This window comes from Kribbella sp. C-35, from assembly GCF_046549195.1.
In the GTDB taxonomy this organism is placed as follows: domain Bacteria; phylum Actinomycetota; class Actinomycetes; order Propionibacteriales; family Kribbellaceae; genus Kribbella.
The window spans coordinates 115474-140531 of sequence record NZ_JAJPWG010000009.1; the positions used below are offsets into that span (position 1 = coordinate 115474).

The following is a 25058-nucleotide window of genomic DNA, read 5'->3' on the forward strand; positions in this document are numbered from 1 at the left end:
GACAGGTGGGTGTGGAGGATCGACGATCTAACCAGTTCAGAAATCCTTACAGGTTAGGAGACTCGGATGCGGGTTGTGGTGGATGGGCCTTCTAATTTGGGGTTGCGAGCGCCGAAGGCGGGGGTGGTGCCGGGGTGTTACAAGCTGGCGGGGGCGGTGCGGGATCGGGGGTTCCTGGAGCGGATCGGGGCGGAGGACGGCGGGTGCGTGACCCCGCCGCGGTACGACATACACGACTGGAAGCCCGGCGACGGCGTGTTCAACGCGGCTGCGATGGCGTCGTACACGGTGCAGTTGGCGGATCGGGTGGGCGGCTTCGTCGGGCAGGGGAAGTTCGTGGTGTTGCTGGGTGGTGAGTGCAGCAATCTGCTCGGGCCGACCCTGGCGTTGAAGCGGCTCGGGCGGTACGGCGTGGTGTACCTCGACGGGCACTCGGACTTCCGGACCGTCGACAACTCGCCGTACGTCGGGGCCGCGGGCGGTGAGGCGCTGGCGTTGGTCACCGGCCGGGGGCAGGCGGACCTGACCGATCTCGAAGGACTCAGTCCGTACACACGCGACACCAACGCGGTGCTGCTCGGGATCCGGGCGGGCGACGACTATGTCGGCGACGTCGAGAAGGCCGGGATCCCGGTCTGGCCCGCCTCGAAGGTCGCGCACGATCCGAACGCGGCCGCCCAAGGAACGTTGGCGCACCTGGCCGAGCTGGACGGGTTCTGGGTGCATCTGGACGTGGACATCCTCGACGCGGCGATCATGCCGGCCGTCGACAGCCCCGACCCGGGCGGCATCGACCACGACCAGCTGCGGGCGCTCCTCCGGCCACTGCTCGCGTCCCCGAAATGCGTCGGGGTCGACATCGGCATCTTCGATCCCGACCTCGACCCTGACGGCACTTACGCCACCGAACTCACCGACACCCTCGTCGCTGCGCTCAGTTGAACGAGACCTGGGGGTCTACGGTCTTCCCTGGTCCCACACCAGGCCCTGTCCGTGAGGTTCGGCATGCCCGAGGACGCGACGCTCTCCACCCGGCCAGGTCTGCAGGTCGACGCGGTACTCCCAGCCGGTCGTGCCCTCTCCATGGGCGATCACCTGGTGTGGCTCGAGCCGCAGACGGGCCAGGGGCGCGGACGCGGTGGCCGATGCGCCGAGCTCGTCCAGGCGCGCTTCGATCGCGGCCCGGTCCGGGCGGCGCAGGTACTGCCACATGATCGAGTGCCACACGACAGTCACGTGCTCCGAGGACAGCTCCAGCGCGCGCAGGAACGAGACCGCGTCCTCCCGCCGTACGTCGGCCGGCACCTCCCGTGCGACCTTCAGCGCACCACGGAGCCGCTCCAGACGATCCGCCATGTCAGGCCACACGTACGACGTCAGCGTGAGCGCACCGTCCGCCGTCAGCGGGTTCACCGGGGCGATGTCGCACCCCACCCGCTCGGCGATCCGCAACTCGACCGACGGCACCTGTCCGGACCAGGCCGACTCAAACACCACCGGACTGTCAGCAGGCCCGTACGACGCCCCGTCCGTCACGTACCGGTACCGATCGGCCCGCAGGTTCAGACCGCCGCTGGCACCGATCTCGAACAGCCGCACCGGCAGCGGCACTGCCTCGACCAGCTGCAGCAGGCCGCCGTACAACGCAGCCGACCGTCCTACCTCGTTCGTCTGCGGCGGCTGTGTGAGTAGCGACCGCACCTCTCCCAGCCGCGACTGCAGTACCTGCTCGAACGCCTCCCAGCCGAGCACTGGGTCCCACGTCCCGCCGACACTCGGGTAGAACGCCGCCAGCTCAGGCGCCGTACCGGACAGCACCATGCCGTGCACAGCGGCCAGCAACCGCAGACCGATCGCCTCACCGAACGAACGGCCCTCATACCCGGCCAGTACTTCGACCGACACCCCGCCGACCTCGTAGTCGTCCACGAGCAGCCGAAGCAGCTCGGCGTACATCGGGGACCCCAGGTCCTCGCAGGCGGTCGCTTGTCGCTGGAGAGCCTCTACAACATCCACGTAGCCGAGACTAGAAGGTCAGGCGATCCAGGACTGACTTTGCGGTTGTCCGCGCGTCCTCGGATTCGAGCGGCGCGCCGTGGCTGTCGGTGAGGTAGAAGACGTCCACACACTCCGCACCGAGCGTGCTGACGTGTGCGGAGCGAATGTCCGCGCCAGTGGAGGCGATCGCTGCCGTGACGTCGTACAGCAGGCCGGGACGGTCGTGGGCGCGCACCTGCAGCACCGTGGCTGTTTCCGACGCCTCCGGCAACAGGTCCACACGACTCGCGACACGAGCGCGCGACGAGTCCCGTGCAGCCAACCGCCGTACGACGTCGGTCGAGTCACGCAGTGCCACCGCTAGCCGGTCCCGCAGCCGCACCGGATCGGGAGGCGATCCAGCGACGGTCCACTGCGAGATGCCCAGCCCGTCGACGGACGTTATGACCGCGGACCGGACCGCCAGCCGCTCCACTGCGAGTACGGCGGCAACGGTCGACAGTGTTCCCACTTGATCGGGTACGGCGACGTTCACTCGCAGGTCGCCATGATGGTCGGACACCGTGACGCCGAGCCGCCCCACACCAACCACCTGGTGCAGCACGGGCACCGCAACGGGCGGCGCCTCGGTCCACATGCTCTCGCCGCCACCAGCCAGCTCACCACGCACGCGCCGGCACAGCTCACCGACCAGCCGCATCCGCCACGGCGACGACGCGGCCGGACCGGCGGCGCGCGCGTCGGCGTATGTCAGGGCCTCCAGCAGGTCCAGTGTCTCGGTGCTGCGCACTATGCCGACGACCATGTCCACAGTCATCGGGTCTTCCAGGTCTCGCCGGGTGGCGACCTGCGCGAGCATGAGGTGCTGTCGGACCAGCAGGGTGATGGTGTCCGCGTCAGCCTCGCTGAAGCCGATGCGACGGGCGACCCGAGCGGCGATGCCCGCACCGGTGACGCTGTGGTCGCCGTCGAGCGCCTTCCCCAGGTCGTGCAGCAGAGCAGCCACCAGCAACAGGTCAGGTCGCCGTACGTCGCGCACCATCGCGGACGCTTCGACGCAGGTCTCCAGCAGGTGCCGGTCGACGGTGAACCGGTGGATCGCCGATTGCGGTGGCCGGAACCGTACGGCGTCCCATTCGGGCAGGATCCGGGAGATGTACCCGGCTTGATCCAAGGCCTCCCACACTTCACGCAGTCCGTTGCCCGCACCGAGCAGGGCGCACAGCAACCGCCGCGCCTCCCCCGGCCACGGCTCGGGCAGGTCGGCAGCCGACGCTGCCAGCCGCGCGCAGACAGCAGGCGACAGGACGAGCTCACGGTCCGCAGCAACTGCAGCAGCACGTAGTCCGAGCACGGGGTCCCGCTCCGGACGCGCGTCCGGCATCAGCACGACCTCGCCCTCGTGCTGGCCCACACCCTCGTCCAGTGCGAGCAGCAACGGCCCACCGCTGCGCTGACGGCGCCTGGACCGCGGCGGCTTGGTCATCAAGCTCTCGACGCGCCGCCAGGACACGTCGCACACGTGCGCCAGGGTCCGGCCCGTCGCGTACACGTGCCGCAGCAACTCGTCCCGCCCCGACATCCCGAGCCCAGCCGCCACTTCACCGGCCAGGTCGGCAACAAGCCTGTCGGTCGCGCGACCAGCCACCTCGTGCAGTGCGTCGCGGACCTCGAGCAGGTCCCGCCGCGCGCGCTCCAGCACAGGGTGCGGTACGTCGACCAACCACGACGCCACCAAGGCCCGCAGTACGACGGCATCGCGCAGACCGCCGTACGCCTCCTTCAGGTCGGGCTCGGCGAGATGTGCGAGCTCTCCGACCGTGGACGCCCGGTCACGGCACGCCTGCGCCAGTCCGGGCATCCGGGACCGCGCCGTACGCCGCCAGTCGGCCATCAGCACCGACCGGAGCTGCAGCGTCAGGTGCGAGTCCCCCGCGACGTGCCGCGCGTCCAGCAGCCCCAGGGCCACACGGTCGTCGGCTGCCGCGGCCTGCTGCGCTTCGGCCAGCGTGCGCACGCTGTGGTCCAGCTTGGTCCTGGAGTCCCACAACGGGTACCAGATCTGGGCAGCCAGCTCGTCGATCCGCGGGTACCCCTCGGCGTGCACGAGCATCACGTCGAGATCGCTGTACGGCGACAGCTCCTCACGCCCGTAGCCGCCCACCGCAACCAGGGCGACGCCCTCGGTGGGTACACCGAGGGCGTCACAAGCCTTTGCGAGCAGCAGCTGCAGCAGCGCGTCGGCCTCTTCGGCACGCCCGCGCCGCTGCTCTGCTCGATCGACCATCTAGAGTGCGTCTCCGTCCAGCTCGCCGGTGCGGACCCGGACGATCGTCTCCACGGGGGTGACCCAGACCTTGCCGTCGCCGATCTTGCCGGTCTGCGCGGCCTTCACGATCACATCGACCACGTCGGCGCTGTCACCGTCCTCGACGACGACCTCGAGCCGCACCTTCGGCACCAGGTCCACCTCGTACTCCGCGCCACGATAGACCTCGGTGTGGCCCTTCTGCCGACCGTAGCCGCTCGCCTCGGTGACCGTCATGCCGGTGACACCGAACGTCTCGAGCGCGGCCCGGACGTCGTCCAGCTTGTGCGGCTTGACCACCGCGGTGATCACCTTCATGCCTTGACACCTTCCTTCTCCGAAGTCTCGGTGGTCCCATTCTCGGTCTCGGCCGGGGCCGGGCGAGCAGTGATGCCGCGCAGACCGGAGGAACCCAGGTAGTCGTACGCCGTCTCGGCGTGCTCGACCTGGTCGACACCGGTGACCTCGTCGTCCTCCTTGAGCCGGAAGCCGATCGTCTTGTCGATCACCTTGCCGAGGATGAAGGCGACCGCAAAGGAGTAGACACCGACCGCCAGGTTGGCGAGAGCCTGCTTGCCCAACTGCGAGGCACCGCCACCGTAGAACAGGCCGTCGACCGCCGACGGCGCCGCCGCCGTACCGAGGAAGCCGATCGCCAGCGAGCCGAACAGACCACCGACCAGGTGCACGCCGACCACGTCGAGGGAGTCGTCGAAGCCCAGCTTGTACTTCAGCGAGACCGCGAAGGCGCAGACGCCACCGGCCAGCAGACCGAGGATGAGAGCGCCGATCGGGGTGACCGCGCCACAGGACGGGGTGATGGCGACCAGACCGGCGACCGCACCGGAGGCCAGACCGAGCGTGGTCGCCTTGCCGTGCACGATCCGCTCGACGATCAGCCAGCCGATCACCGCGGCGGCGGTGGCGGCCTGGGTGTTGACGAAGGTGACCGCGGCGGTGGTGCCGGCGCTGAGCGCGGAGCCGGCGTTGAAGCCGAACCAGCCGAACCACAGCAGCCCGGCGCCGAGCAGCACCAGCGGCAGGCTGTGCGGCCGCATCGGGTCCTTCTTCCAGCCGATCCGCTTGCCGAGCACGATCGCCAGTGCGAGCGCGGCAGCACCGGCGTTCACGTGCACCGCCGTACCGCCGGCGAAGTCGATCGCCTTCAGCTTGTCGCCGATCCAGCCGCCGTTACCGTCGTCGAGGAACCAGACCGAGTGCGCGACCGGGAAGTACACCAGGCACGTCCAGCCCACGACGAACGCGATCCAGCCACGGAACGTGACGCGGTCGGCGATGGCACCCGAGATCAGCGCGGGCGTGATGATCGCGAACATCAACTGGAACGCGACGAAGGCGAGCGTCGGCGTCGTTCCGCTCACCGCCTCCGGCGCCAGCAGGCCCTTCAGGCCGACTTCGGAGAAGTCGCCGATCACGTGCCCGTTGTCACCGGCGAACGTCAGCGAGAAGCCGACCACCACCCACAACACGGTGACGACGGCGATGGTGATGAAACTCATCATCATCATGTTCAGTACGCTCTTCACGCGCACCATGCCGCCGTAGAAGAAAGCCAGGCCCGGTGTCATCAGCATCACCAGGGCGGCGCTTGCCAAGACCCAGGCGGTATCGCCGGCGTTGATCTCCATCAACGTCATCCCTTCCATCGATCCAGGGGAGTGGCCGGCGTCCTCAGTCGGGAGAACTCCACAACGCCGGGGAGCCCGCGCTCAGCCACAGGGCAAACGGTGTCGGCGCGCGGTTTCAACCGATCGGTCCGTTTGTTTCAGGCATGTGACAAAGCGCCCTCCCAGGTGACATCGAGGTGACATGGCTCACCGGAGGCCGACATGTGGCACTCTGGCCTGGACCACACGGGCCCGCAGCCGCGCCACTGCACCCGTCTGAGCTGGGGAACGACGAAATGGAGACGAACCACGGGGTGAGGCCGCGCCGCGGCAGACCACGGGACCCGGAAGCGGAGCCGAGAATCCGCAGGTACGCCGTGCAACTGCTCCTGGAGCGGGGATTCGAAGGAATGACGGTGGACGACGTCGCCGAGGCCGCGGGGGTCGGCAAGGCGACGATCTACCGGCGGTGGGCCAGCAAGGAGCTGCTCGCCAACGACGCGATGGCCGATTTGTTCGACCTGGAGATCCCGGACGCGGACACCGGTTCGATCGCGGGAGACCTGCGCCAGGTCTACCGCGTCGCACTGGCGTTCGCGAACAGCGAGTACGGCCGGGCGATGATTCGCCTGGCGGTCTCGGAGGCGAACCGCGACGAGCGGTCCGCCGCGATCTACCGAGGTGTACTGGAGCGCCGGATCGAGCTCACCCGGCAAGCACTTGAGCGCGCACGGGCGCGTGGCGAACCGATCAAGAGCACCGCGGACCCGGTGCTGATGGTCGAGTGGATGGCCGGGGTGTTCGTGATCCGAGCCCTGACCGGACAGCCGATGCCGCCGACCGAAGACGCCGATCGCCTGGCCGACGTCACTCTGCGCGCAGTACTCGAGATGCCTGTCTCAGAGCCGTAGTCCGGGGCCCAGAGCCACCTGGTACACGTCCAGCTCGGTGACGCGCCGGACCCGTCCGCTGTCAAGGTTCCAGGCCAAGACCCAGCCGTGGACCCGGAACAGAACGTTGCTGTCGTCGTACCAGCCGAGTACGACGCAGCAGCCTGCCTCACGCACGAACTGGCGATCCCCCGTCCCCTCGTAGGTCGGGGGACTGTCCTGTGGTTCCCCGAGCACCAGCAGCCGGCTGGGCAGCGTCCGCAGCGTGGAGATCGCGGCCAGCACCTGAGGCTGCGAAACCCTGGTCGGAACCTCAGGAAGCTTCTCCGCGATGAAGACCCGTGCCGCGGCGGAGTTCGACGACATCGTCTGGCCCTGCCAGGACCGGACCGGCAGGGTGAGAGGACTGTCCTCCATCCACCGGCCGTTGAACAGGTACCGCATCACGGCGCCGGTCTGGATCCGGTACGGCGAGGTGGCCTCGTTCGGATCGTTCGTTGCGGAGACCTGGACCACCGCCTGCTCTCCGTCACCGCCTTCTCCGACGACCACCTGGTACGCGGCATCGGGCCCGCTGATCAGCACGCGCTGCTCGTCCTGCACCCAGGACACGCTGCGGAAGTCACCGGCGGGCAGGGGAAAGCGCGAGACCTCGGCCGTCGACGCGTTCACCGTGATCAGCTCACCCGGCTGGGGGAACGCGACGACCCGGCCGTACGGAGAGATCGCTCCCGGGCTGAGTGGCGACTCGCCGCCGACCGCGGCGAGGCCGACGTCCGCCCGGGCCCAGGATCCGTCCGCGCCGAGCAGCACCGGTGCGTAGCGGTCACCTTGCTTCACCAGAACGACGGCCGCGACGCTGTCGAGCGTGTGTTTCGCCAGCGGACGGACCTTGTCCGGCAACTCCAGCCGATCGCCGAGCGGGGTAGCGAGCCGGTCGAGGAAGCGCTCGCTGCCCGGCGGCGGCGCGACCCAGTAGTCGATCCCGCTGATCTTGCCGGCGGCTTCGATGTACCCGGGCGGAGTCGTCGGGGGTGTGATGTCGGCGTTGCCCGACGTACCCACCTCGATCAGGATCGACGCGACGATCGCCAGCATGATGACGGCGATCACGCTGATCACGACGGTACGGCGCCGGCGCCGGTTGACTCTCACGCCGGCTGCCCACGCTGCGTCGGCCAGCTCAGGCTCCGGTAGCTCGTCGGCCGCCTGGAGCAGCAGGGGCTGCACGTCCTCCCGTCTCATCCGGCATCACGCCAGTCCCCCGCGCCCAGCGCCGTACGGAAGCGGCCGAAGGCGCTCATGCCGTGCGCGTGGACGGCGGTGTGCGAGAGACCGAGCAGCTCAGACACCTCGAACTCGGTCAGCTCCTCCAGGTGCAGCAGCACGAACACTGTGCGTTGTGTGGGCGTCAGCTCGGCCAGTGCGAGCTTCACCGGGTCTACCTCGTCCGGGAACGGTTTCGCCCGGTTCCACGGCCGCATGGCCGGCTGGTAGAGCATGCGCTGGACGAAGGCGTCCGGGTCGTCCACCCTGGTCCAGCGCACGGACAGCTGCGTGAAAGCGCGCAGCAGTAGCTCTTCGGCTCGGTGCAGGTCGCCGTACACGAGGTACGCCGTACGGAGCCATCTGCCCTGCCGCGCATCGACGAACGAGGCGAAGTCCGGGTCGACCGTGTCGTGCATCCACCCTCCCGGCCTCTATTCAACTCCTCAACTACTGCGCGCTGCTACTGCCAGACGCGTCTCTTCGCTGATCAGATCGAAGTTGATACCACCAGCAGCCGCCAATCCGGCCGCTGCGGACGGCATGACCTGAGCCATCGGGTTGCTGACGTTCCCGGCGGCGAAAACACCAGGGACCTGCGTGGCGCCCATGGCGTCGACCTGGACCGCAGTACCCACCTCTACTCCGTTCGCCTCCACCAGGGTGGTTTCCAGCCCCAGATCGGCCAGGAAGCCGGCGCGCGCCCGCATGGTCGTCTGAATCGCCAGTGCCTGCCGCGGCACGACCTTGCCGCCCTCCAGCCGGACACCGGTGATCCGGTCGTCGTTGATCTCGACCTGCTCGACCTTCCCTTGTACTACAGCGATTCCGCGCGCAGCCAGCTCCTCCCACTGCTCCTCGGTCGGTTCCGGCGCAGTGTGCAGGAACAGCGTCACGTCATCACTCAACTGCCGGAACAGCTGCACCTGGTGCATTGCCATCGAACTGGTCGCCAGCACACCGATGGCCTGGTCCTGTACCTCCCAGCCGTGGCAGTACGGGCAATGCACCACGTCCTTCCCCCACCGCTCCGCCAGCCCAGGTACGTCGGGCAGCACGTCAGTCAGCCCTGTCGTCACCAGCAGTCGCCTGCTCCGGTACGTCGTACCATCGGCCAGCTCGACCGTGAACCCATCGTCGTCGCGCCAGGCCGTCGTCACGGTGCCGTCGACGAACTCACCGCCGTACCGCTGCACCTCCTGGCGGCCGATCGCGTAGATCTCCCGGGGCGGTACGCCGTCCCGGGTCAGGAAGTTGTGCACGCCGTCGGCGGGCGCGTTGCGCGGCGTACCGTCGTCGATCACCAGCACCGACCGGCGGAACCGAACCAGCGCCAACGCCCCGCTCAGCCCGGCCGCGCCGCCGCCGATCACGATCACGTCGTACTTCGTCATCTCTGGACTCCTCTGTTCTCAGCGTCTGAACCGAGGATGCGTCGTGATTTTCATTTTCGACAAGTATTGTTGCCGGTATGGCAAACGATGAGGACGTGCTCGAGTCGGTCGGACCGCGGTTGCGGGCGCTCCGGAGCGAGCGTGGCACGACGCTGGCCCAGCTGTCCGAGACGACCGGCATCTCGGTGAGCACACTGTCCCGGCTGGAGTCCGGACAGCGGCGACCGACGCTGGAACTGCTGCTGCCGCTGGCCCGGGCGCACCAGGTGCAGCTGGACGAGCTGGTGGACGCACCGCCGACCGGAGACCCGCGGATCTACCAGAAGCCGATCAAGCGGCACGGCACCGTGCACATTCCGCTGAGCCGGCGGCCGGGCGGGCTGCAGGCGTTCAAGCAGATCCTGCCGGCGGGCTATCCGGGCAATGACGTGGTGCAGAAGACCCACGAGGGCTACGACTGGTTCTACGTGCTGTCGGGCCGCATCCGGCTGAAGCTCGGCGACCAGGACTTCATCGTCAAGGAGGGCGAGGCGGTCGAGTTCGACTGCCGGGTGCCGCATTGGTTCTCCAATCCGGGACCTGGACCGACCGAGGTGCTATGTCTTTACGGCCCGCAAGGGGAGCGGATGCACGTCAGAGCTCGCACTACCTGAGGAGAGACCTAGTGAGCGTCGCGTTGTTCACGCTGGGCGGGACCATCTCGATGGCCGGTGCCCGTCGCCTTACCGGTGACGACCTCACCGCCGCGATGCCCGGGCTCACTGGGCCGTCTGGGCTCGGCCATGCGGTCGAGATCCAGGACATCGAGAAGGTTCCCAGCGCCAACCTGACGGCCGCCAAGCTGCTCGAGGTCGTCGACGTCGCCTCCAAGGCCGTCGCCGCCGGAGCTGTGGGAGTCGTCGTCACCCAGGGAACCGACACCCTGGAAGAGAGTGCGTTCCTGGCCGACCTGGTCTGGCCGCACCCGCAGCCGCTCGTCTTCACCGGTGCGATGCGCAACCCGACGCTGGCCGGTCCCGACGGCCCTGCGAACCTGCTGGCCGCGCTGCGTGTCGCCTGCTCTCCCGCGGCCCGTGACCTGGGCGCACTGGTCGTCTTCAAGGAGGAGATCCACGCGGCCCGCTGGGTGCGCAAGACCCACAGCACGAGTACGGCGACGTTCGTGTCACCGAACACCGGTCCGATCGGCCACGTCGTCGAAGACCAGGTCCGCGTACTCACGCGCCCTCTGCGGTTGGACGGCGTACAGGGCAGTGCTGAACCTGCTGAGCTCGACAACATCCACGTCGCGCTCTACACCGTCACGCTGGACGACGACGGTCTGCTGCTGCAGGGCCTGGCCGACACACACCAGGGGCTCGTCGTAGCCGGGTACGGCGTCGGACACGTGCCGGCCGCGCTCGCACCGGTTCTCGGTGAGCTGGCGGCCCGGATGCCGGTCGTCCTCACGTCACGGACCGGCGCCGGCTCGATCGTCCGCGCCACGTACGACTCCCCCGGATCGGAAGTCGACCTGTTGCAGCGCGGCCTGATCGACGGCGGGTTCCTCGACCCGTACAAGGCGCGCATCCTGCTCCGGTTGCTCCTGGCAACGGACGACGACCTCACCGCAGGTTTCGCGCAGTACAGCTAACTGAGCGACGCGGCCTTGGTCATCAGGTAGTCGCGCTCCGGCAAGCTCGTCGTACCGCGGGCCGCCGCCCGGAAGTGTTCGGCGGCGGTCTCGCGGTCGCCGCGCATCTCGTAGAGGTGTCCGCGGGTGGCGTCGAGGCGGTAGTGGCCTGCTAGCTCGTCGTCCAGCGGGGCAAGGAGCTTCAGGCCGGCGTCCGGTCCGTCCACCATGGCGGCGGCGATCGCCCGGTTGAGCTTCACCATCGGGTTGCCGGACAGGTCTTCGAGGAGGCCGTACAGCCCGAGGATCTGCGGCCAGTCGGTGTCCTCGGCGCGGTCCACCTCGTCGTGCAGTGCGGCGATCGCTGCCTGGATCTGGTACTCGCCCAGCGGAGTCGCGTTGAACCCCTCCACCGCGAGAGCGACGCCCTCTGTGATGGCGTCGTGGTCCCACAGCGACCTGTCCTGCTCTGCCAGCGGGATGATCTCCCCGCCCTCACCGGTTCGGGCTGTGCGACGGGCGTCGGTCAGCAGCATCAGAGCAAGCAGTCCGGTGACCTGTCCGTCGTCCGGCAACTGAGTCCGGACGGCGCGAGTGAGACGGATCGCCTCGCTGGAGAGGTCGCTGCGGTGCAGCTCCGGACCAGTGGTGCTGGTGTAGCCCTCGTTGAACATCAGGTACAGCACATGCAGCACGTTGCGCAGCCGGTCCGGGTCGGCGTCCAGCTCGAAGCTGGAGCCCTTGAGCTTCGACTTCGCCCGGCTGATGCGCTGCGCCATCGTTGCCTCAGGTACGAGGTACGCCGTGGCGATCTCGGCGGTAGTGAGGCCGCCTACTGCCCGCAGTGTCAGCGCGATTGCCGAAGCCGGTGTCAGCGTCGGGTGGCAGCACAGGAACAGCAGCCGCAGCGTGTCGTCGTGCTCCTCGACCTCGCCGGCCGGTACCTCTCGCAGCGCCGCCCGCTCCTCACGGCGCCGACGGGCCTGCTGCTGGCGGACCTCGTCGATCAGCCGCCGCGAGGCCGTCTGGATCAGCCAGCTCTTCGGACTGTCCGGCCGGCCGTCCCGCGGCCAGGTGGTCGCTGCTGCGAGCAGGGCCTCCTGGACCGCGTCCTCGGCCGCTGCGAAGTCACCGGACCAGCGCACGACGGCGCCGAGGACCCGCGGCGTCAGCTCCCGCAGCAGGTCCTCCAGCTCGCCGTCCGGTTCAGAAGTCGTGGAGATCGGCATCCGACTCCATCACGCGGCGGACCTCGATCGGTTGCTCGAGCGGTACGCCGCCTGGTCCGGGTGCGGCGGACTGCCACGCCGCGATCTCGTAGGCCCGCTCCTCCGACTCCACGTCGATCATCGTGTAGCCGGCCAGAACCTCCTTCGACTCGGCGTACGGACCGTCCGTCAGCACCGGCGCGGTCACGCTGGCCGCTCGCACCACCTTGGCGTGCGACGGCCAGGTCAGCCCCTGGACCTCCACCAGCTCGCCGCTCTGCCGCAGTCGCTCGATGCCCTCGCCCAGGTGGTCCATGTGGGCCTTCATGTCGGCCGTGTCCCACTCCAGCATCGGGGTGTCGGTGTTGCCGCCATCCATGGTCATCAGCAGCATGAACTTGGTCATGTCCTTCTCCTCCTAGTAGAGCCTTTACCCGGGAGACGGAGCCGGTGCTGGGTTCTCTACATCAATCCAGCAGCGCGTCGACGAATTGTTCGGGCTCGAACGGGGCCAGGTCGTCCGGACCCTCGCCGAGGCCGACGAGCTTGACCGGCACGCCGAGTTCGCGCTGCACCGCGATCACGATGCCGCCCTTCGCCGTACCGTCCAGCTTGGTCAGGACCAGGCCGGTGACGTTGATGACCTCTGCGAACACCCGGGCCTGCGTGAGGCCGTTCTGGCCCGTGGTGGCGTCGATGACGAGCAAGACCTCGTCCACCTCGGCGGACTTCTCGATGACGCGCTTCACCTTGCCGAGCTCGTCCATCAGGCCGGTCTTGGTGTGCAGGCGGCCGGCGGTGTCGACCAGGACGACGTCGGCCTCCTCCTCGATGCCCTGCTTGACCGAGTCGAAGGCGATGCTGGCCGGGTCGCCGCCCTCGGGTCCCCGGACGGTGCGGGCACCGACCCGCTCCCCCCAGGTCTGCAGCTGATCGGCGGCGGCTGCACGGAAGGTGTCGGCGGCACCGAGGACGACGTGCTTGTCCTCGGCGATCAGCACCCGGGCCAGCCGGCCGACGGTCGTGGTCTTGCCGGTGCCGTTCACGCCGACCATCAGGATGACGGAGGGCTGCCCGTCCTTGCGGCTCACCTTCAGCGAGCGGTCCAGCGACGGGTCGACCAGCGCCACCAACTCCTCGCGGAGGATCTCCCGGGCCTGGGCGGCGCCGACGCCCTCGACGCGCATGCGGGTGCGCAGCTTCTCGACCAGCTCCTGCGTGGGCGCCACGCCGACGTCCGCGGTGATCAGCGTGGTCTCGATGTCCTCCCACGCCTCCTCGTCGAGCTTGTCGCGGGAGAGCAGCGCGAGCAGACCCTTGCCGAGGGAGCCCTGCGAACGGGCCAGCCGGGCGCGGAGCCGGACCAGCCGGCCCTGCGCGGACTCGGGCTTCTCGAGCGTCTCGGCGGCCGCGGGCTCCGGTAGCTCGGTATCCTCCAGCGTGCGGGTCGGGGTGTCCCGCGGTTCCTCCGCGTCGTCACCGACCTTGGGCTCGGCAGCCTCCCCAGCGGACTCGACTGCAGGCTTGGGGGCTTCCGACGGCAGCTCGGCGCGGCGGCGCCGCGCGACGACCAGGCCAGTGGTTCCGACGACCAGAACGACCGCGATCACCACGACGATCGTGATGAGAGCCTGGTCGGTGAGCAGAGAAACGAGCTGTGGGGTCACGGTTCCCCATCTTGACAGACGCCCGGCCCGCCGCCCGCATTTGTCACGTCAGGCAAACCAGTTGTCGCGGTCCGTGAGTGGGCACCAACTCGGGGCGATGAGTGAGCAGAACGACGGTCCGGTCCCCCGCCGCCGCGAACAGGTCGGCGAGCAGCGCCCGTCCGGTCTCCTCGTCCAGGTGCTCGGTCGGTTCGTCGAGGACCAGTACGTCGCGATCGGCCAGCAGCAGCCGCGCGAACGCGAGCCGCTGGCGCTCACCACCCGACAGCCGCGCACCGTGCTCCCCAACCATGGTGTCGAGGCCTTCCGGCAGCTTCTCCACGAGCATCCCGAGCCGTGCCCGGTAGAGCGCCTTCCAAAGCTGCAGGTCGCTGACACCCGGCTTCGCGAGCAGCAGGTTCTCCCGGATGCTCGTGTCGAACACGTGGCTCTCCTGAGTCAGCAACCCGACGACGGATCGCACCTGGTCGCCTTCGAGCTTGGCCAGGTCCACACCGTCCAGCAGTACCTCTCCCCCGCGCGGCTCGAGGAACCGGAGCAGTACCGAGGCCAGCGTGCTCTTGCCCGAGCCGCTCGGGCCGGTGATCACCACACGGCTCCCGGCCGGCATGTCCAGGCTGAGTCCATCCAGTACGTCGGCGCCGTCGTACCCGGCTCGCAGCAGGTTCACCTGCAGGTCGCGTCCCGTTGGGAGGGGCAGTGGCTCGGTCGGCTCGGTGACCGGCGCGGGGGTGTCTACGAGTTCCTGCACTCTGTCGAGGGACGCCCGTACCCGGATGGCCAGTTGGGCGGCTGCCGGGATTCCGCCGAGCACGTCGGCCAGGGCGAGCGGCGTGAGGACGAGTACGGCGAAGACTGCGCCGGTGATGTTCGCCGTACTGCCGAGGACCAGGGCGGCCACGCTGGCGCCGCCGACGCACAGGACGAGCAGGGCGTTGCCGAGACCGGCGCTCCAGGCGGACCGGCGTTCGGCGGCGGCCAGGTGCGCGTCGCGGCGGCTGAAGTCGTCCAGGATCGAGTCGATCGCGTTGAACGCGACCACGTCTGCTGCAGTGAGCAGGGACTCGGTGGTGGTGGCTGCGACGTCGCCACGGGCACCAGCAAGGTTGCGCTCGGCTCGCTCGGCGGTCCGGGCAGTCAGCCACGGTACGACGGTGCACGCGATCAAGACCGCCAGTGCGACGGCGGCACCGGCCGCTGGAAGCAGTAGCGCGAGGAGGCCCACTGTGGCGGCAGCTGTGACGGTTGCGACCGCGACGGGTAGGAGGACTCGGAGCCAGAGGTCGAGGACCGCGTCCACGTCCAACACGAGTCGGGCGAGCAGATCGCCCTTCCGCTGCGAGCCGAGTGGTGCGAGCTTCTCCAGGCGCCCGGTGATGCGCGCGCGGGTCTCCCCCAGCACCCGGTACGCCGCATCGTGTCCGACGAGCCGTTCGACGTACCGGAAGACGCCACGCCCGACACCGAAGGCGCGCACTGCGACGATCGGGACCATCAGCAACAGCACAGGTGGTTGTGCCGAGGCTGCTGTGATCAGCCAGGCCGACGTGGCGAGCAGACCGACAGCTGAACCGGCCGCTGCGACGCCCAGCAGGAGCGCTAACCACAGTCGCCACATCACACCGCGCTGCGGGCAGGCTAACTGCAGGCTCCTCATACGGTTACCAGCTCTCGGGTTCCTACGGTGACTGTGCGGTCGGCTGCGGCGATCAGGGCTGGGCGGTGGGCAACCATGAGGACTGTGCGGCCGCTGGAGCGCAGACCGGTGATGACTGCGGCCTCGGTGTCGGCGTCGAGGCCGGCTGTTGGTTCGTCGAGCAGTAGCACCGGGGCGTCGGTGAGGAGTGCCCGAGCGAGTGCGACCCGACGTTGCTGACCGCCTGAGAGTTGCTCGCCCTGCTCCCCCACCGGCTTGTCGAGAGGCAGGTCGGCAGCACCAGCAGCCAGAAGTGCCAAGCGGACGTCGTCGTCCGACGCATCCGGCCGACCCAGCCGCACGTTGTCGGCCACGGTCCCCAGCCGCAGCCCGGGACGCTGCGGCACCCACGCGAACTGCCGCCGCCACGCAACCGGATCGAACTCATCCGCCGCACTGCCAGCGGCCACCACCACACCACGCTCCGGCTCGACGAACCCCAGCAGTACAGCCAGAGCCGTCGACTTCCCAGCGCCACTCGGCCCGGTCAGTGCCACCACCTCACCCGGCCGCAACTCCAGATCGAACCCCTGCAGCGCGGGCACGTCCCGCCCCGGGTAGGTCACCGTCACGTCGTACAGATACAGCGGACTCACCCGCAGGTCGGGTACGTCGGTGCGCTCGCCGCGTGCGGGCAGTGGCGTCTCCAGCACACGGAACACCTCTTCGCTCGCCGCGACCCCGTCCGCGCTCGCGTGGAACTGCATGCCGACCTGTCGCAGCGGCAGGTACGCCTCCGGGGCCAGGATCAGCACCATCAGTGCGGTCTCGAGCCCGAGCTTCCCGTCAACCAGCCGAAGGCCAACGCCCACAGCAACCAGTGCGACCGACAGGCTCGCCAACAACTCCAAGGCGAACGACGACAGGAACGCGAGCCGCAGGCTCCCCATCGACGCAGCGCGGTGCTGGTCGGTAACCCGTCGTACGGCGGACTCCTGCGACTTCGCGCGACCGAACAGCTTCAGTGTGGTCAGTCCGCCGACCACATCCGCGAAGTGATGCGCCAGCACGGACAGCGCGTGCTGACGTTGCCGACTGCGTGCCTGCGTCACCCAGCCGATGAGGGCCATGAAGATCGGGATCAGCGGCAGTGTGATCAGTACAGTCCCAGCAGCGATCAGGTCACCGGTTGCCATCCAGCCGATCACCCCGGCCGGCACAGTGGCGGCCAGGACGAGTTGTGGCAGGTAGCGGGCGAAGTACGGGTCCAGATCGTCCAGGCCCTTGGTCAGCAGGGTTGTCAGGGCACTGCTGCGTTCACCACTCAGCCAGACCGGTCCGAGCTTCAGCGAGTGCTCCAGCACCTGTCGCCGCAGCGTGGACTTCACTGCGGCGGCCGCACGTTGCGCGACCACCTCCTGCACCCACACCAGCAACGCCCGCCCTGCAACGACTGCAGCCAGACCCCAAGCCACCGCAGTCACTCCGCTGCCCCGCAGTACGACGCCGGCAATGCCATGTGCGAGCAGCACGGCCTGCACGATGATCAGAGCGCCACTGGCGACGCCGATCAGTACCGACGCGGCCAGGAAGACCCGGGCGCCACGGGCGCGCTTCAGGAGCCGCGGGTCGAGCGGCTTCATGCGACCACGACCCGCTTACGGAAGACCCAGTACGTCCACCCCTGGTACAGCAGCACCAGCGGCATGAAGATCGCCGTGATGATCGTCATCGCCTTCAACGTGTACGCCGAGGACGCGGCCTCCACCACGGTCAGCGTCGACCCGGGATCCAGCGTGGACGGCATGACGTCCGGGAACAGCGCCACGAACAACGACACCACGGCCAGTCCGATCGCGAGCGTCGTACCGACGAAGGCCCAACCCTCGCGGCGCAGGAGGTTCGCGACGAGGCCGCCCGCGAACGCGACCACCGCGGCGATCGTCACGACGACCGAGACGGTGTCGCCGCGCAACGCCTGCGCCCAGGCGAGGAAGGCGATCGTCAGCACCGCGGCAACGGCGCCAGTACGGGAGGCGAGCCGGTTGGCGCGAACGCGCAGGTCGTCGGTTGTGCGCAGCGCGAGGAAGATCGCGCCGTGGGTGACGAACACCGCGACGAAGGTGAGCCCGCCGAGCAGCGCGAACGGGTTGAGCAGCGTCCCGAAGCCGCCGACGTACTCGTGGCCGGCGTCCAGCGGCACCCCGCGCACGATGTTGCCGAAGGCAACGCCCCAGAGCAGCGCCGGCAGCACCGACCCGACGACGATCATCGCGTCCATCCGCGCGCGCCACACCGGCTCGTCCCGCTTGCCGCGGTACTCGAGCGCGACGCCGCGCACGATCAGCCCGACCAGGATCGCGAACAACGGCAGATAGAACCCGCTGAAGAGCGTCGCGTACCACTCCGGGAACGCCGCGAACGTGGCCGCGCCGGCCATGATCAGCCAGACCTCGTTACCGTCCCAGACCGGGCCGATCGTACTGATCGCGGCCCGCCGTTCCGGCTCGTTCCGGCCCAGCACGCGGTACAGCATCCCGACTCCGAAGTCGAAGCCCTCGAGCACGAAGTACCCGGTCCACAGCGTCGCGATCGCGACGAACCATACAGTCGTCAGTTCCATCAGACGCCCCTCAGTACGCGAACGAGAGTGGTTTGTCGGGCTGATCCGGTGCCTCTTCAGGCGGTGCATCCGTCCCGGCCAGACCGCCCCGGATCGTCCGCAACAGCAGCTTGGTCTCGACCACCGCGAGTACGCCGTACAACGCGGTGAACCCAACCAGCGACGTGATCACCTCGCCGCTCGTCGTACTGGGTGAGACGCCCGACGCAGTCGGCAACAGACCGAACACCAGCCACGGCTGCCGACCGGTCTCGGTGAAGATCCAGCCGAACGTGTTCGCCGCCAGCGGCAGCAAGGGCAACGGGGCCGCCAGCCAGACCAGCCAGCGGGTAGGAGCCCGGCCGCGGCGCGTGGTCCACAACAACCACAGCGCGATCGCCGCGGACGCCATCCCGACGCCGATCATCAGCCGGAACGTCCAGTAGGTGAGCGGGATGTTCGGTTTGTACGACCCCGGTCCGTACAACTGCTCGTACGCGTCCTGCAGCGAGTTGATCCCCTTCACCTCGCCGTCGAAGTGCCCGGTGGCGAGGAAGGACAGCAGGTACGGCACCTTGATCGAGAAGATCTCCTTCGAACCGTCCAGGGTGCCGATGGTGAACGCCGAGAACGACGCCGGCTTCTCGGTCTCGTACAGCGCCTCGGCCGCGGCCATCTTCATCGGCTGCACCTCGGTCATCACCTTGCCCTGCAGGTCGCCGCTGATCGCGACGCCGACGCTGGCCACCAGTACGACGGACGCGCCGATCTTCAGCGCCGACCGGAACACGTCCTTGTCGACCGTGGGCCGCCGGACCAGATGCCACAACGCGACACCGGCCACGAACGCGCCGCCGACCATGAACGCGGCGAAGATCGTGTGCGGAAAGGTGACCAGCACGACCTTGTTGGTCAGCACCGCCCACAGGTCCGTCAGCTCCGCACGACCGCGCTCGGCGTTGTAGCGGAAGCCGACCGGGTTCTGCATCCACGAGTTGGCCGCGAGGATGAAGTACGCCGACAGTTGCGTGCCGAGCACCACCATCCAGATGCACCCCAGGTGCACCAGCTTCGGGAGGCGGTCCCAGCCGAAGATCCACAGCCCGATGAACGTCGACTCGAGGAAGAACGCGAGCAGGCCCTCGAGCGCCAGCGGGGCGCCGAACACGTCGCCGACGAACCGCGAGTAGTCGCTCCAGTTCATCCCGAACTGGAACTCCTGCACCAGACCGGTGACGACGCCCATCGCGATGTTGATCAGGAACAGCTTCCCGTAGAACTTCGTCAGCCGGAGGTACTTCTCCTTCCCGGTCCGGTACCAGGCGGTCTGCAGGCCGGCGGTGATCGCGACCAGCGAGATCGTCACCGGCACGAAGAAGAAGTGGTACACGGTGGTGATCGCGAACTGCCACCGCGCCAGATCCAGGGTGTCCATCGGAAGGCCTCCCCAGCCATCTACGACGTGTCGTAGTAGATGCTAGCGCGGATCTACTACGACGTGTAGTTATACTGGTCACGTGGCGAGTGAGGAGAAGGGCCCGCGCCCCTTGGGTGACCTGGAACGGCTGGTGATGGAGCAGCTCTGGGCGGCGCCGGCCGCGCTGACCGTGCGTGAGGTGCACGAGCGGCTGGCAGGCACCCGTGAGCTCGCCTACACCACCGTGATGACCGTTCTGGACCGGCTGGCGAAGAAGAAGCTGACCGAGCGCGAGCGCGACGGCAAGGCCTGGCGCTACCGCGCGGCCGCGCCACGTGAGGAGTTGGCCGCCGACCTGATGCGGGACGCCCTCGACCGTGCGGGCGACCGGCGCGAGGCTCTGGTCCGTTTCGTAGGTCAGGTGTCCGATGAGGAAGCGGCACTGCTCCGCGAGGCCCTGTCCAAGCTGGACGATCAGGAGCAGACGGGGTGACCACCCCGGTCCTGCTGGCCGTTCTGGCGCTGGTACTCACCGGCCCGGCACCGGCACTGCTGGCTCGTTCCGACTGGCCCTACCGGGTCCCGCGCGCCGCAGTCATCCTGTGGCAGGCGATCGCACTGGCCGCCGTACTGGCTGCACTAGGTGCTGGTATCGCGTTGTCCTACTCGATTGCTGGTCGCCCTGGTGAGCCTAGGTTCGATCCGTCGTCGCCACGAGACCTGGTGGCCGCAGCGATCCTCGCCATGGTCGCGCTCGTCGTAGTGCGACTGCTGTGGGCAGTCGGACGGGTAGCGGTCGGCACTCGGGCACGGCGCAAGCGGCACCGCGATCTGGTCGACGTACTGGCCACACCAGACGGGCTGATCCCGGGGCTGCGGGTGCTGGCGGAGGAGACGCCGCTGGCCTACTGCCTGCCAGCACTGCGTGGCGCACGGGTTGTCGTCTCCGTTGGTGCGTTGGACCGGCTGGACGACAGTGAGCTGAAGGCTGTCCTCGCACACGAGCAGGCGCACCTGCGGGCGCGGCACGACCTGGTGCTGGAGGAGTTCACCGCGCTGCACCACGCCTTCCCACGCTGGGTGCGTAGTGATGTTGCGCTGGAGCAGGCACGCACGCTGGTCGAGCTGCTGGCCGACGACGACGCTCGCCGACGCAACGGCCCACGCCCACTGGCGCGCGCACTGGTCGCGCTTGCCGGCTCTCCCGCACCAGAGGCCGCCCTGGCCGCAGCCAAGTCCGCCACAGTCCTGAGAGTGCAACGCCTGGCCGGACCAGCGGCCAACGAGTCCACGCTGTCTGCTGTCACGTACGCCGCAGCCGCCGCACTCCTGATCCTGCCGACGATCACCATCGCCGCACCGATCGTGAAGGCGATCGTCGACGCGGTCAGCTAGCCGGCCGGTATCGCACCAGTACGCCGCCTGCGCCCCAAGGACGCGCCTCGATCAGCTCGAGGCCCACCGGTGAACCGCCGGACGGGAACGCGCTCTTCCCCACTCCCAGCAGCACCGGGCAGATCCGCAGCTGCACCTCGTCGACCAGCCCGGCCCGCAGCAACGACTGGAACAGCGTGATGCTGCCCCACAGGATGATGTCCTTGCCGGTCTGCTCCGCCTTCAGCGCACGCACCGCGTCGAGGTCCCGGACCACCAGACCAGGCTCGTACGGACCCCACGGAGCACTGTCCAGCTTCGTGGACACCACGACCACGTGCAGCGCGTTGAGCTTCTCGGCGATCGGCTCGTCGGCCGACGCCTCGGTCGGCCAGAACGCCGCGAACAACCGGTACGTCTCGGCGCCCAGCAGCATCGTGTCGACACTCTCGAGCAGTTCGAGGTTGTCGTTGTCCGGATGCGAGCCGATGGCGTCGAAGAACTCCAGTCCGCCGTCCGGCCCTGCGGCGTACCCGTCGAGTGTCACGTACTCCTGGAAGATCAACCGCCTCATCCAGCGAGGCTACCCGAAATGTTTCCCTTCACCCCGGGCTACCGCCAGGAGCACCAGCCCCGACAGAACCAGCAGAACCACCATGGTGACGACGAATGTCAGCACTTCTCTCCCCGGATCCCCACACAACCCCACGCCCAACACAGTGCCTGACGTTCTCAGCGCGCCAGAAGTTCCCCGAACGCCTTGGCGATCTCGTCGACCTGCCACTCCAGCGACGCCGGCGTCATCACCACCTCGACCCACGACCACCCGGGTACGTCGGCCGACTGCCACGGACCGCACAGCGACTCGTGCGTCCGCTCCATCCGCTCGACGGCGGCGTACTCGATCGACTCCGCGGCGCGCGGCGCGTAGACCCGGAACGAGTTGGTGTGCGGCGGCTCCGGGAAGACGCGGAAACCTTCGCCCTGCAAGGCCATTGCGACCTCGACGGCCCGCTCGTGCAGGTCATCCATCAGCGGCAGTACCGTGCGGAGACCGTTGCGCGCGGACACGGCGTACGGGAAGAGCGAGTACAGGTTGCCGCCGAGGCGCCGCTGCCACCGCCGTACCTCTGCGATCACGTCCTCGGGTCCGGCGAGCGCTGCACCGCTGATGCCGCCCAGCACCTTGTAGAACGACACGTACACCGTCGACGCCAGCGCTGCGATCTCAGCCAGGCTGTGCTCCAGGTACGGCGTGCTCTCCCACAGCCGCGCGCCGTCCAGGTGCAGTGGTACGCCTCGTTCCGCACAGGACTCGGAGAACACGACCAGCTCGTCCCAGGTCGGCAGCACGAACCCCGCATCGCGGAGCGGCAGCTCAAGCGTCACCGCGGCCAGCGTGCCCGGGATCGCGGCCAACTCGTCCGGTCGTGGCTGACGCGGTTCTGACGTCAGCCGCTCGATCCGCAGGTGGTGCACCTCCTCCAGTGCGTTCAGCTCGTGCACCAGCAGGTGAGCGAGCCCGTGGACCGCTACCCGGCTGGTGCCCGCACGGTCGGCGTACACCCGCAGCACACCCTGCTGAGCCAGGATGCCGGTCGGCAAGAACACCGCGGCCGGCTTGCCCAGCAGCTCCGCCACCTCCTGCTCGAGCGCGGCTACCTCACCACCGTTGCCGTAGACATCGACCAGATCGTCTGTGGCGACCTCCGCGAGCTGCCGCAGCCGGTCCGCTGCCGGCACCCGCCGCTGGGTCAGCCAACGCTCACAGTTGTCCGCCGCGTTCTTCCGGCGCTCTCGCAGGTCCTCGGAGGTAGTAGCCACAGCTCCATCTTCTCGCGCCTCGCAACGGGGTTAGATCGTGGCCGTCACCACATGCTTTCCCTGCACGGTCCTGATCTCCACCGAACGCACCTGGTCGGGCGGAACCAGCACACCGCCGCCGAACGCGCTCCCGCTCTTCGCAGCCTTCTCCGACACCAGCCAGCTGCCCGCCACCCAGCTCCCGCCGGACTTGTCGGTGATGACCATCTCGCACTGGTCACCGGCCTTCAGACCGCTCACGTTTACCCTCACCCAGGTCCAACCCGCCCGTGGCTCCACCGTGGCGGCCATGCTGACACCAGTGGTCGTGTCCGACGTCGTGACCTGCTTGGAGCCTGCGACAGGCTGATCGGAGTCCGGCGCAGTAGACCGGCCGAGGACGACGCCTCCGCCGAGTGCACCAGCCACCACGACAACCGCGGCCGCGACCAGCAACCAGCGGGACCGGCGCTTGGGTGGGGCCTGCACCTGGGGCTCGCGGACCTCCCGCAGCGTGCGCTGCAGCAACAGGTCGCCACCCTCAGGTGGTCCCTCCAGGAACGCCTCCGGTGGCACCTCTCCCAGGAAGTCCTTCATCTCGGTCAGCTCAGCCAGCTCCGCGCGGCACTCCGCACAGGTGGCCAGGTGCTCGTCAACGGCCGCTACCTCGGCCGGCTCCAGAGCGCCGAGGGCGTAGGCGCCCAGCTGCGTACGGTCGTGCTCACTCATAGGACACCTCCCTTGAACTCCCTGCCATCACCGCGCGCAGAGCTCGGAGGGCGTAGTACGAACGCGATTTCACGGTACCGGGTGGAACACCCAGCTCTTTGGCAGCCTCCGCGACGGACCGGCCGCGGTAGTAAAGCTGCACGAGTACTTCGCGGTGCTCGGGCGACACCTTGTCCAGCGCGTCCATCACCACCATGGTGTTCACCACGGACTCGGAGTGGTCCCCGGTGACCGGTGGCCTGTCCACCACGTCCGCCACCTCGGTCGGGCGGACCGCACGAGCACGTGCGCGGTCAGTGACCAGGTTGCGCGCCACCGTCAGCAGCCAGCCTCGCACCGACCCTCGGCCGCTGGTCAGGTCGTCCGCGTGCTTCCAGGCCCGCAGCAGCGTCTCCTGTACGACGTCCTCCGCTGCGGCCCGGTCTCCGGTGAGGCGGGTCGCATACGCGAGCAGGCTGCGGCCGTGCTCGGCGTACAGCGCCCGGATCAGGGTCTCGGCGTCGTGCGGCCCTGGGTTGTCAGCCACCGACCGCACGATACCGGCATCAGCGGGCGCCCACACCACGGCAGCACCAGCCAGATCAGTAACCGTAGCCATTGCCGGATCCACCCGGCTTGGTGGTGATCTTCTGACCGTCCGCGCCGACGACCCACCAGACGTCGCCGACAGCCTGTCCTTTGGCCTCACCGGCCGCGCTGTCGCTGGCGAACAGGTACAGCGGCAGGCCCTTGATCGCCAGCTGCTTGGTGCCGTCCGAGCGGGTGACGGTGCTGACCAAGGACGCGTCGATACCGTCCAGCTGCGGCGTACCGTCACCGGCCGGCACCACGGGCCACTTGGCGAGGCAGTCGCCCGAGCAGTTCGACGTACCGGAGGTGTCCTTGTCGAACACGTACACGGTCCGTCCGTTGCCGTCGACAATGATCTTGCCGTAGTCGCCGACCGTCGCAGTGGCCAGTTTCGCCGAGGCCGCGCTGGCGGAAGTGCTGGACGAACTGCTCGGCGGCGAGGCTGCGGGCGAGTCGTCACTGCCGCACGCCGTCAGCCCGGCCAATCCGAGCACACCAACGGCCAACCCACTCATCACACGCTTCGTCACAGTCTTCATCACAGGCTCCCCGGTCAGGTCCGAACGTCACCCGCCATACGTGCGGATCCACCGACCGGTTCAACCGCGAGGGATATCGTCGTCGGCATGAGCCAAGAGATTCCCGCAGCGGTCCAGCGCGCGCTCGACGCGATCGACGCCCTGGACAACGACGCGTTCGTGGCGGCGTTCGCCGCGGACGGCTACGTCGACGACTGGGGCCGCGAGTTCCGCGGCCACGACCGGATCCGCTCCTGGAGCGACAACGAACTGATCGGCAAACACGTCACCTTCACCGACACCCAGGTCACCACCTCCGGCAACCCGCTGACGATCCTCACCCAGGTAGGCGGCGACGGCTTCAACGGCCCGTCCCACTTCACCTTCGAAACCAGGAACGACGAACTCGCCTCGATGACCATCACGGCCTGAATCGGC

At 68.6% G+C, this 25058-nt stretch carries 26 protein-coding genes; 7 read left to right on the forward strand and 19 right to left on the reverse strand.

Annotated elements, in window-relative coordinates:
- Nucleotides 1–66: 66 nt before the first annotated feature.
- On the forward strand, nt 67–942 hold the full coding sequence (locus ACLJOO_RS41505; RefSeq protein WP_410793731.1) for an arginase family protein: 876 nt from the start codon (nt 67–69) through the stop codon (nt 940–942).
- A 15-nt stretch (nt 943–957) separates the two neighbouring features.
- Here the strand turns inward: ACLJOO_RS41505 and ACLJOO_RS41510 are convergent, their stop codons facing one another.
- Genes ACLJOO_RS41510 through ACLJOO_RS41525 form a run of 4 tightly spaced genes read right to left on the reverse strand, consistent with a single transcriptional unit; the run spans nt 958 to nt 5964 of the window.
- Nucleotides 958–2016, reverse strand: a complete 1059-nt coding sequence (locus ACLJOO_RS41510) for a DUF2332 domain-containing protein (RefSeq protein ID WP_410793735.1) — start codon at nt 2014–2016, stop codon at nt 958–960.
- A gap of 10 nt (nt 2017–2026) precedes the next feature.
- A complete protein-coding gene (locus tag ACLJOO_RS41515; protein ID WP_410793737.1) occupies nt 2027–4285 on the reverse strand; it encodes a [protein-PII] uridylyltransferase in 2259 nt (752 codons plus the stop codon).
- A complete protein-coding gene (locus ACLJOO_RS41520) occupies nt 4286–4624 on the reverse strand; it encodes a P-II family nitrogen regulator (protein WP_410793739.1) in 339 nt (112 codons plus the stop codon). It abuts the gene before it with no gap.
- The gene (locus tag ACLJOO_RS41525; RefSeq protein ID WP_410793911.1) at nt 4621–5964 is read right to left on the reverse strand and encodes an ammonium transporter; all 1344 of its coding nucleotides are present in this window, start codon (nt 5962–5964) and stop codon (nt 4621–4623) included. Before ACLJOO_RS41525 ends, ACLJOO_RS41520 begins: the two co-directional genes overlap by 4 nt.
- Nucleotides 5965–6230: 266 nt before the next feature.
- On the opposite strand from ACLJOO_RS41525, the gene ACLJOO_RS41530 reads away from it, so the two are divergent.
- Entirely contained in the window at nt 6231–6845 is a 615-nt protein-coding gene (locus ACLJOO_RS41530) for a TetR/AcrR family transcriptional regulator (protein ID WP_410793741.1), read from the forward strand.
- On the opposite strand, the gene ACLJOO_RS41535 is transcribed toward ACLJOO_RS41530, so the two are convergent.
- From ACLJOO_RS41535 to ACLJOO_RS41545, 3 genes are read right to left on the reverse strand one after another with little or no spacing between them, the layout of a single operon-like run.
- The gene (locus ACLJOO_RS41535) at nt 6834–8069 is read right to left on the reverse strand and encodes a hypothetical protein (RefSeq protein WP_410793743.1); all 1236 of its coding nucleotides are present in this window, start codon (nt 8067–8069) and stop codon (nt 6834–6836) included. The genes ACLJOO_RS41530 and ACLJOO_RS41535 overlap by 12 nt on opposite strands.
- Nucleotides 8066–8509, reverse strand: a complete 444-nt coding sequence (locus tag ACLJOO_RS41540; RefSeq protein ID WP_410793744.1) for a sigma factor-like helix-turn-helix DNA-binding protein — start codon at nt 8507–8509, stop codon at nt 8066–8068. Before ACLJOO_RS41540 ends, ACLJOO_RS41535 begins: the two co-directional genes overlap by 4 nt.
- Before the next feature lie 27 nt (nt 8510–8536).
- Nucleotides 8537–9484: an NAD(P)/FAD-dependent oxidoreductase gene (locus ACLJOO_RS41545; protein ID WP_410793746.1), complete on the reverse strand. Its 948-nt coding sequence runs from the start codon at nt 9482–9484 to the stop codon at nt 8537–8539.
- Between the two features lie 77 nt (nt 9485–9561).
- On the opposite strand from ACLJOO_RS41545, the gene ACLJOO_RS41550 reads away from it, so the two are divergent.
- Nucleotides 9562–10137 (forward strand): helix-turn-helix domain-containing protein, encoded by a 576-nt coding sequence (locus ACLJOO_RS41550; protein WP_410793748.1) that lies wholly within the window; start codon nt 9562–9564, stop codon nt 10135–10137.
- An 11-nt stretch (nt 10138–10148) separates the two neighbouring features.
- Nucleotides 10149–11117: an asparaginase gene (locus tag ACLJOO_RS41555; protein WP_410793749.1), complete on the forward strand. Its 969-nt coding sequence runs from the start codon at nt 10149–10151 to the stop codon at nt 11115–11117.
- Here the strand turns inward: ACLJOO_RS41555 and ACLJOO_RS41560 are convergent.
- From ACLJOO_RS41560 to ACLJOO_RS41590, 7 genes are all read right to left on the reverse strand, one after another.
- Complete coding sequence (locus tag ACLJOO_RS41560) at nt 11114–12325, reverse strand: RNA polymerase sigma factor (protein ID WP_410793751.1); 1212 nt, start codon at nt 12323–12325, stop codon at nt 11114–11116. The two genes, ACLJOO_RS41555 and ACLJOO_RS41560, sit on opposite strands and share 4 nt — an antisense overlap.
- Nucleotides 12303–12710, reverse strand: a complete 408-nt coding sequence (locus tag ACLJOO_RS41565; RefSeq protein WP_410793753.1) for a YciI family protein — start codon at nt 12708–12710, stop codon at nt 12303–12305. Before ACLJOO_RS41565 ends, ACLJOO_RS41560 begins: the two co-directional genes overlap by 23 nt.
- A 61-nt stretch (nt 12711–12771) precedes the next feature.
- On the reverse strand, nt 12772–13971 hold the full coding sequence (gene ftsY / locus ACLJOO_RS41570; RefSeq protein ID WP_410793755.1) for a signal recognition particle-docking protein FtsY: 1200 nt from the start codon (nt 13969–13971) through the stop codon (nt 12772–12774).
- A 43-nt stretch (nt 13972–14014) separates the two neighbouring features.
- Entirely contained in the window at nt 14015–15628 is a 1614-nt protein-coding gene (gene cydC, locus ACLJOO_RS41575; protein ID WP_410793757.1) for a thiol reductant ABC exporter subunit CydC, read from the reverse strand.
- Nucleotides 15625–17250, reverse strand: coding sequence for a thiol reductant ABC exporter subunit CydD (gene cydD, locus ACLJOO_RS41580; protein WP_410793759.1), 1626 nt, complete (start codon nt 17248–17250; stop codon nt 15625–15627). The genes cydC and cydD overlap by 4 nt, the downstream gene beginning before the upstream one ends.
- Nucleotides 17247–18230 carry a cytochrome d ubiquinol oxidase subunit II gene (gene cydB, locus ACLJOO_RS41585; protein WP_410793760.1) on the reverse strand — a complete coding sequence of 328 codons (984 nt, stop codon included), beginning with the start codon at nt 18228–18230 and terminating at the stop codon, nt 17247–17249. Before cydB ends, cydD begins: the two co-directional genes overlap by 4 nt.
- A gap of 10 nt (nt 18231–18240) precedes the next feature.
- The gene (locus ACLJOO_RS41590; RefSeq protein ID WP_410793762.1) at nt 18241–19644 is read right to left on the reverse strand and encodes a cytochrome ubiquinol oxidase subunit I; all 1404 of its coding nucleotides are present in this window, start codon (nt 19642–19644) and stop codon (nt 18241–18243) included.
- Nucleotides 19645–19726: 82 nt separating this feature from the next.
- Here ACLJOO_RS41590 and ACLJOO_RS41595 point away from each other — a divergent pair, with 82 nt between their 5' ends.
- Nucleotides 19727–20119 carry a BlaI/MecI/CopY family transcriptional regulator gene (locus tag ACLJOO_RS41595; protein ID WP_130387628.1) on the forward strand — a complete coding sequence of 131 codons (393 nt, stop codon included), beginning with the start codon at nt 19727–19729 and terminating at the stop codon, nt 20117–20119.
- A complete protein-coding gene (locus ACLJOO_RS41600) occupies nt 20116–21021 on the forward strand; it encodes a M56 family metallopeptidase (protein ID WP_410793764.1) in 906 nt (301 codons plus the stop codon). The genes ACLJOO_RS41595 and ACLJOO_RS41600 overlap by 4 nt, the downstream gene beginning before the upstream one ends.
- Here ACLJOO_RS41600 and ACLJOO_RS41605 read toward each other — a convergent pair.
- The 5 genes from ACLJOO_RS41605 to ACLJOO_RS41625 all read right to left on the reverse strand — a co-directional run bounded on the left by ACLJOO_RS41605 (nt 21014) and on the right by ACLJOO_RS41625 (nt 24641).
- Nucleotides 21014–21574, reverse strand: a complete 561-nt coding sequence (locus tag ACLJOO_RS41605) for a dihydrofolate reductase family protein (RefSeq protein ID WP_410793765.1) — start codon at nt 21572–21574, stop codon at nt 21014–21016. The genes ACLJOO_RS41600 and ACLJOO_RS41605 overlap by 8 nt on opposite strands.
- 158 nt (nt 21575–21732) lie before the next feature.
- Nucleotides 21733–22824 (reverse strand): threonine aldolase family protein, encoded by a 1092-nt coding sequence (locus ACLJOO_RS41610; RefSeq protein WP_410793767.1) that lies wholly within the window; start codon nt 22822–22824, stop codon nt 21733–21735.
- 30 nt (nt 22825–22854) lie between these two features.
- Nucleotides 22855–23532 (reverse strand): anti-sigma factor family protein, encoded by a 678-nt coding sequence (locus tag ACLJOO_RS41615; RefSeq protein ID WP_410793769.1) that lies wholly within the window; start codon nt 23530–23532, stop codon nt 22855–22857.
- Nucleotides 23525–24058: a sigma-70 family RNA polymerase sigma factor gene (locus tag ACLJOO_RS41620; protein WP_410793770.1), complete on the reverse strand. Its 534-nt coding sequence runs from the start codon at nt 24056–24058 to the stop codon at nt 23525–23527. Before ACLJOO_RS41620 ends, ACLJOO_RS41615 begins: the two co-directional genes overlap by 8 nt.
- A 55-nt stretch (nt 24059–24113) precedes the next feature.
- Nucleotides 24114–24641 carry a hypothetical protein gene (locus tag ACLJOO_RS41625; protein ID WP_410793772.1) on the reverse strand — a complete coding sequence of 176 codons (528 nt, stop codon included), beginning with the start codon at nt 24639–24641 and terminating at the stop codon, nt 24114–24116.
- An 87-nt stretch (nt 24642–24728) separates the two neighbouring features.
- Here ACLJOO_RS41625 and ACLJOO_RS41630 point away from each other — a divergent pair, with 87 nt between their 5' ends.
- Nucleotides 24729–25052, forward strand: coding sequence for a nuclear transport factor 2 family protein (locus ACLJOO_RS41630; RefSeq protein WP_410793773.1), 324 nt, complete (start codon nt 24729–24731; stop codon nt 25050–25052).
- The last annotated feature ends 6 nt before the right edge of the window (nt 25053–25058 follow it).

Excerpts from the sequence above, each read along its gene's own strand:
- ACLJOO_RS41505 (WP_410793731.1), top strand. The coding sequence starts at position 67 with ATGCGGGTTGTGGTGGATGGGCCTTCTAATTTGGGGTTGCGAGCGCCG.
- ACLJOO_RS41515 (WP_410793737.1), bottom strand. The coding sequence starts at position 4,285 with ATGGTCGATCGAGCAGAGCAGCGGCGCGGGCGTGCCGAAGAGGCCGAC.
- ACLJOO_RS41520 (WP_410793739.1), bottom strand. The coding sequence starts at position 4,624 with ATGAAGGTGATCACCGCGGTGGTCAAGCCGCACAAGCTGGACGACGTC.
- ACLJOO_RS41525 (WP_410793911.1), bottom strand. The coding sequence starts at position 5,964 with ATGACGTTGATGGAGATCAACGCCGGCGATACCGCCTGGGTCTTGGCA.
- ACLJOO_RS41530 (WP_410793741.1), top strand. The coding sequence starts at position 6,231 with ATGGAGACGAACCACGGGGTGAGGCCGCGCCGCGGCAGACCACGGGAC.
- ACLJOO_RS41535 (WP_410793743.1), bottom strand. The coding sequence starts at position 8,069 with ATGAGACGGGAGGACGTGCAGCCCCTGCTGCTCCAGGCGGCCGACGAG.
- ACLJOO_RS41540 (WP_410793744.1), bottom strand. The coding sequence starts at position 8,509 with ATGCACGACACGGTCGACCCGGACTTCGCCTCGTTCGTCGATGCGCGG.
- ACLJOO_RS41545 (WP_410793746.1), bottom strand. The coding sequence starts at position 9,484 with ATGACGAAGTACGACGTGATCGTGATCGGCGGCGGCGCGGCCGGGCTG.
- ACLJOO_RS41550 (WP_410793748.1), top strand. The coding sequence starts at position 9,562 with ATGGCAAACGATGAGGACGTGCTCGAGTCGGTCGGACCGCGGTTGCGG.
- ACLJOO_RS41560 (WP_410793751.1), bottom strand. The coding sequence starts at position 12,325 with ATGCCGATCTCCACGACTTCTGAACCGGACGGCGAGCTGGAGGACCTG.
- ACLJOO_RS41565 (WP_410793753.1), bottom strand. The coding sequence starts at position 12,710 with ATGACCAAGTTCATGCTGCTGATGACCATGGATGGCGGCAACACCGAC.
- cydC (WP_410793757.1), bottom strand. The coding sequence starts at position 15,628 with ATGAGGAGCCTGCAGTTAGCCTGCCCGCAGCGCGGTGTGATGTGGCGA.
- cydD (WP_410793759.1), bottom strand. The coding sequence starts at position 17,250 with ATGAAGCCGCTCGACCCGCGGCTCCTGAAGCGCGCCCGTGGCGCCCGG.
- cydB (WP_410793760.1), bottom strand. The coding sequence starts at position 18,230 with ATGGAACTGACGACTGTATGGTTCGTCGCGATCGCGACGCTGTGGACC.
- ACLJOO_RS41590 (WP_410793762.1), bottom strand. The coding sequence starts at position 19,644 with ATGGACACCCTGGATCTGGCGCGGTGGCAGTTCGCGATCACCACCGTG.
- ACLJOO_RS41605 (WP_410793765.1), bottom strand. The coding sequence starts at position 21,574 with ATGAGGCGGTTGATCTTCCAGGAGTACGTGACACTCGACGGGTACGCC.
- ACLJOO_RS41615 (WP_410793769.1), bottom strand. The coding sequence starts at position 23,532 with ATGAGTGAGCACGACCGTACGCAGCTGGGCGCCTACGCCCTCGGCGCT.
- ACLJOO_RS41625 (WP_410793772.1), bottom strand. The coding sequence starts at position 24,641 with ATGAAGACTGTGACGAAGCGTGTGATGAGTGGGTTGGCCGTTGGTGTG.
- ACLJOO_RS41630 (WP_410793773.1), top strand. The coding sequence starts at position 24,729 with ATGAGCCAAGAGATTCCCGCAGCGGTCCAGCGCGCGCTCGACGCGATC.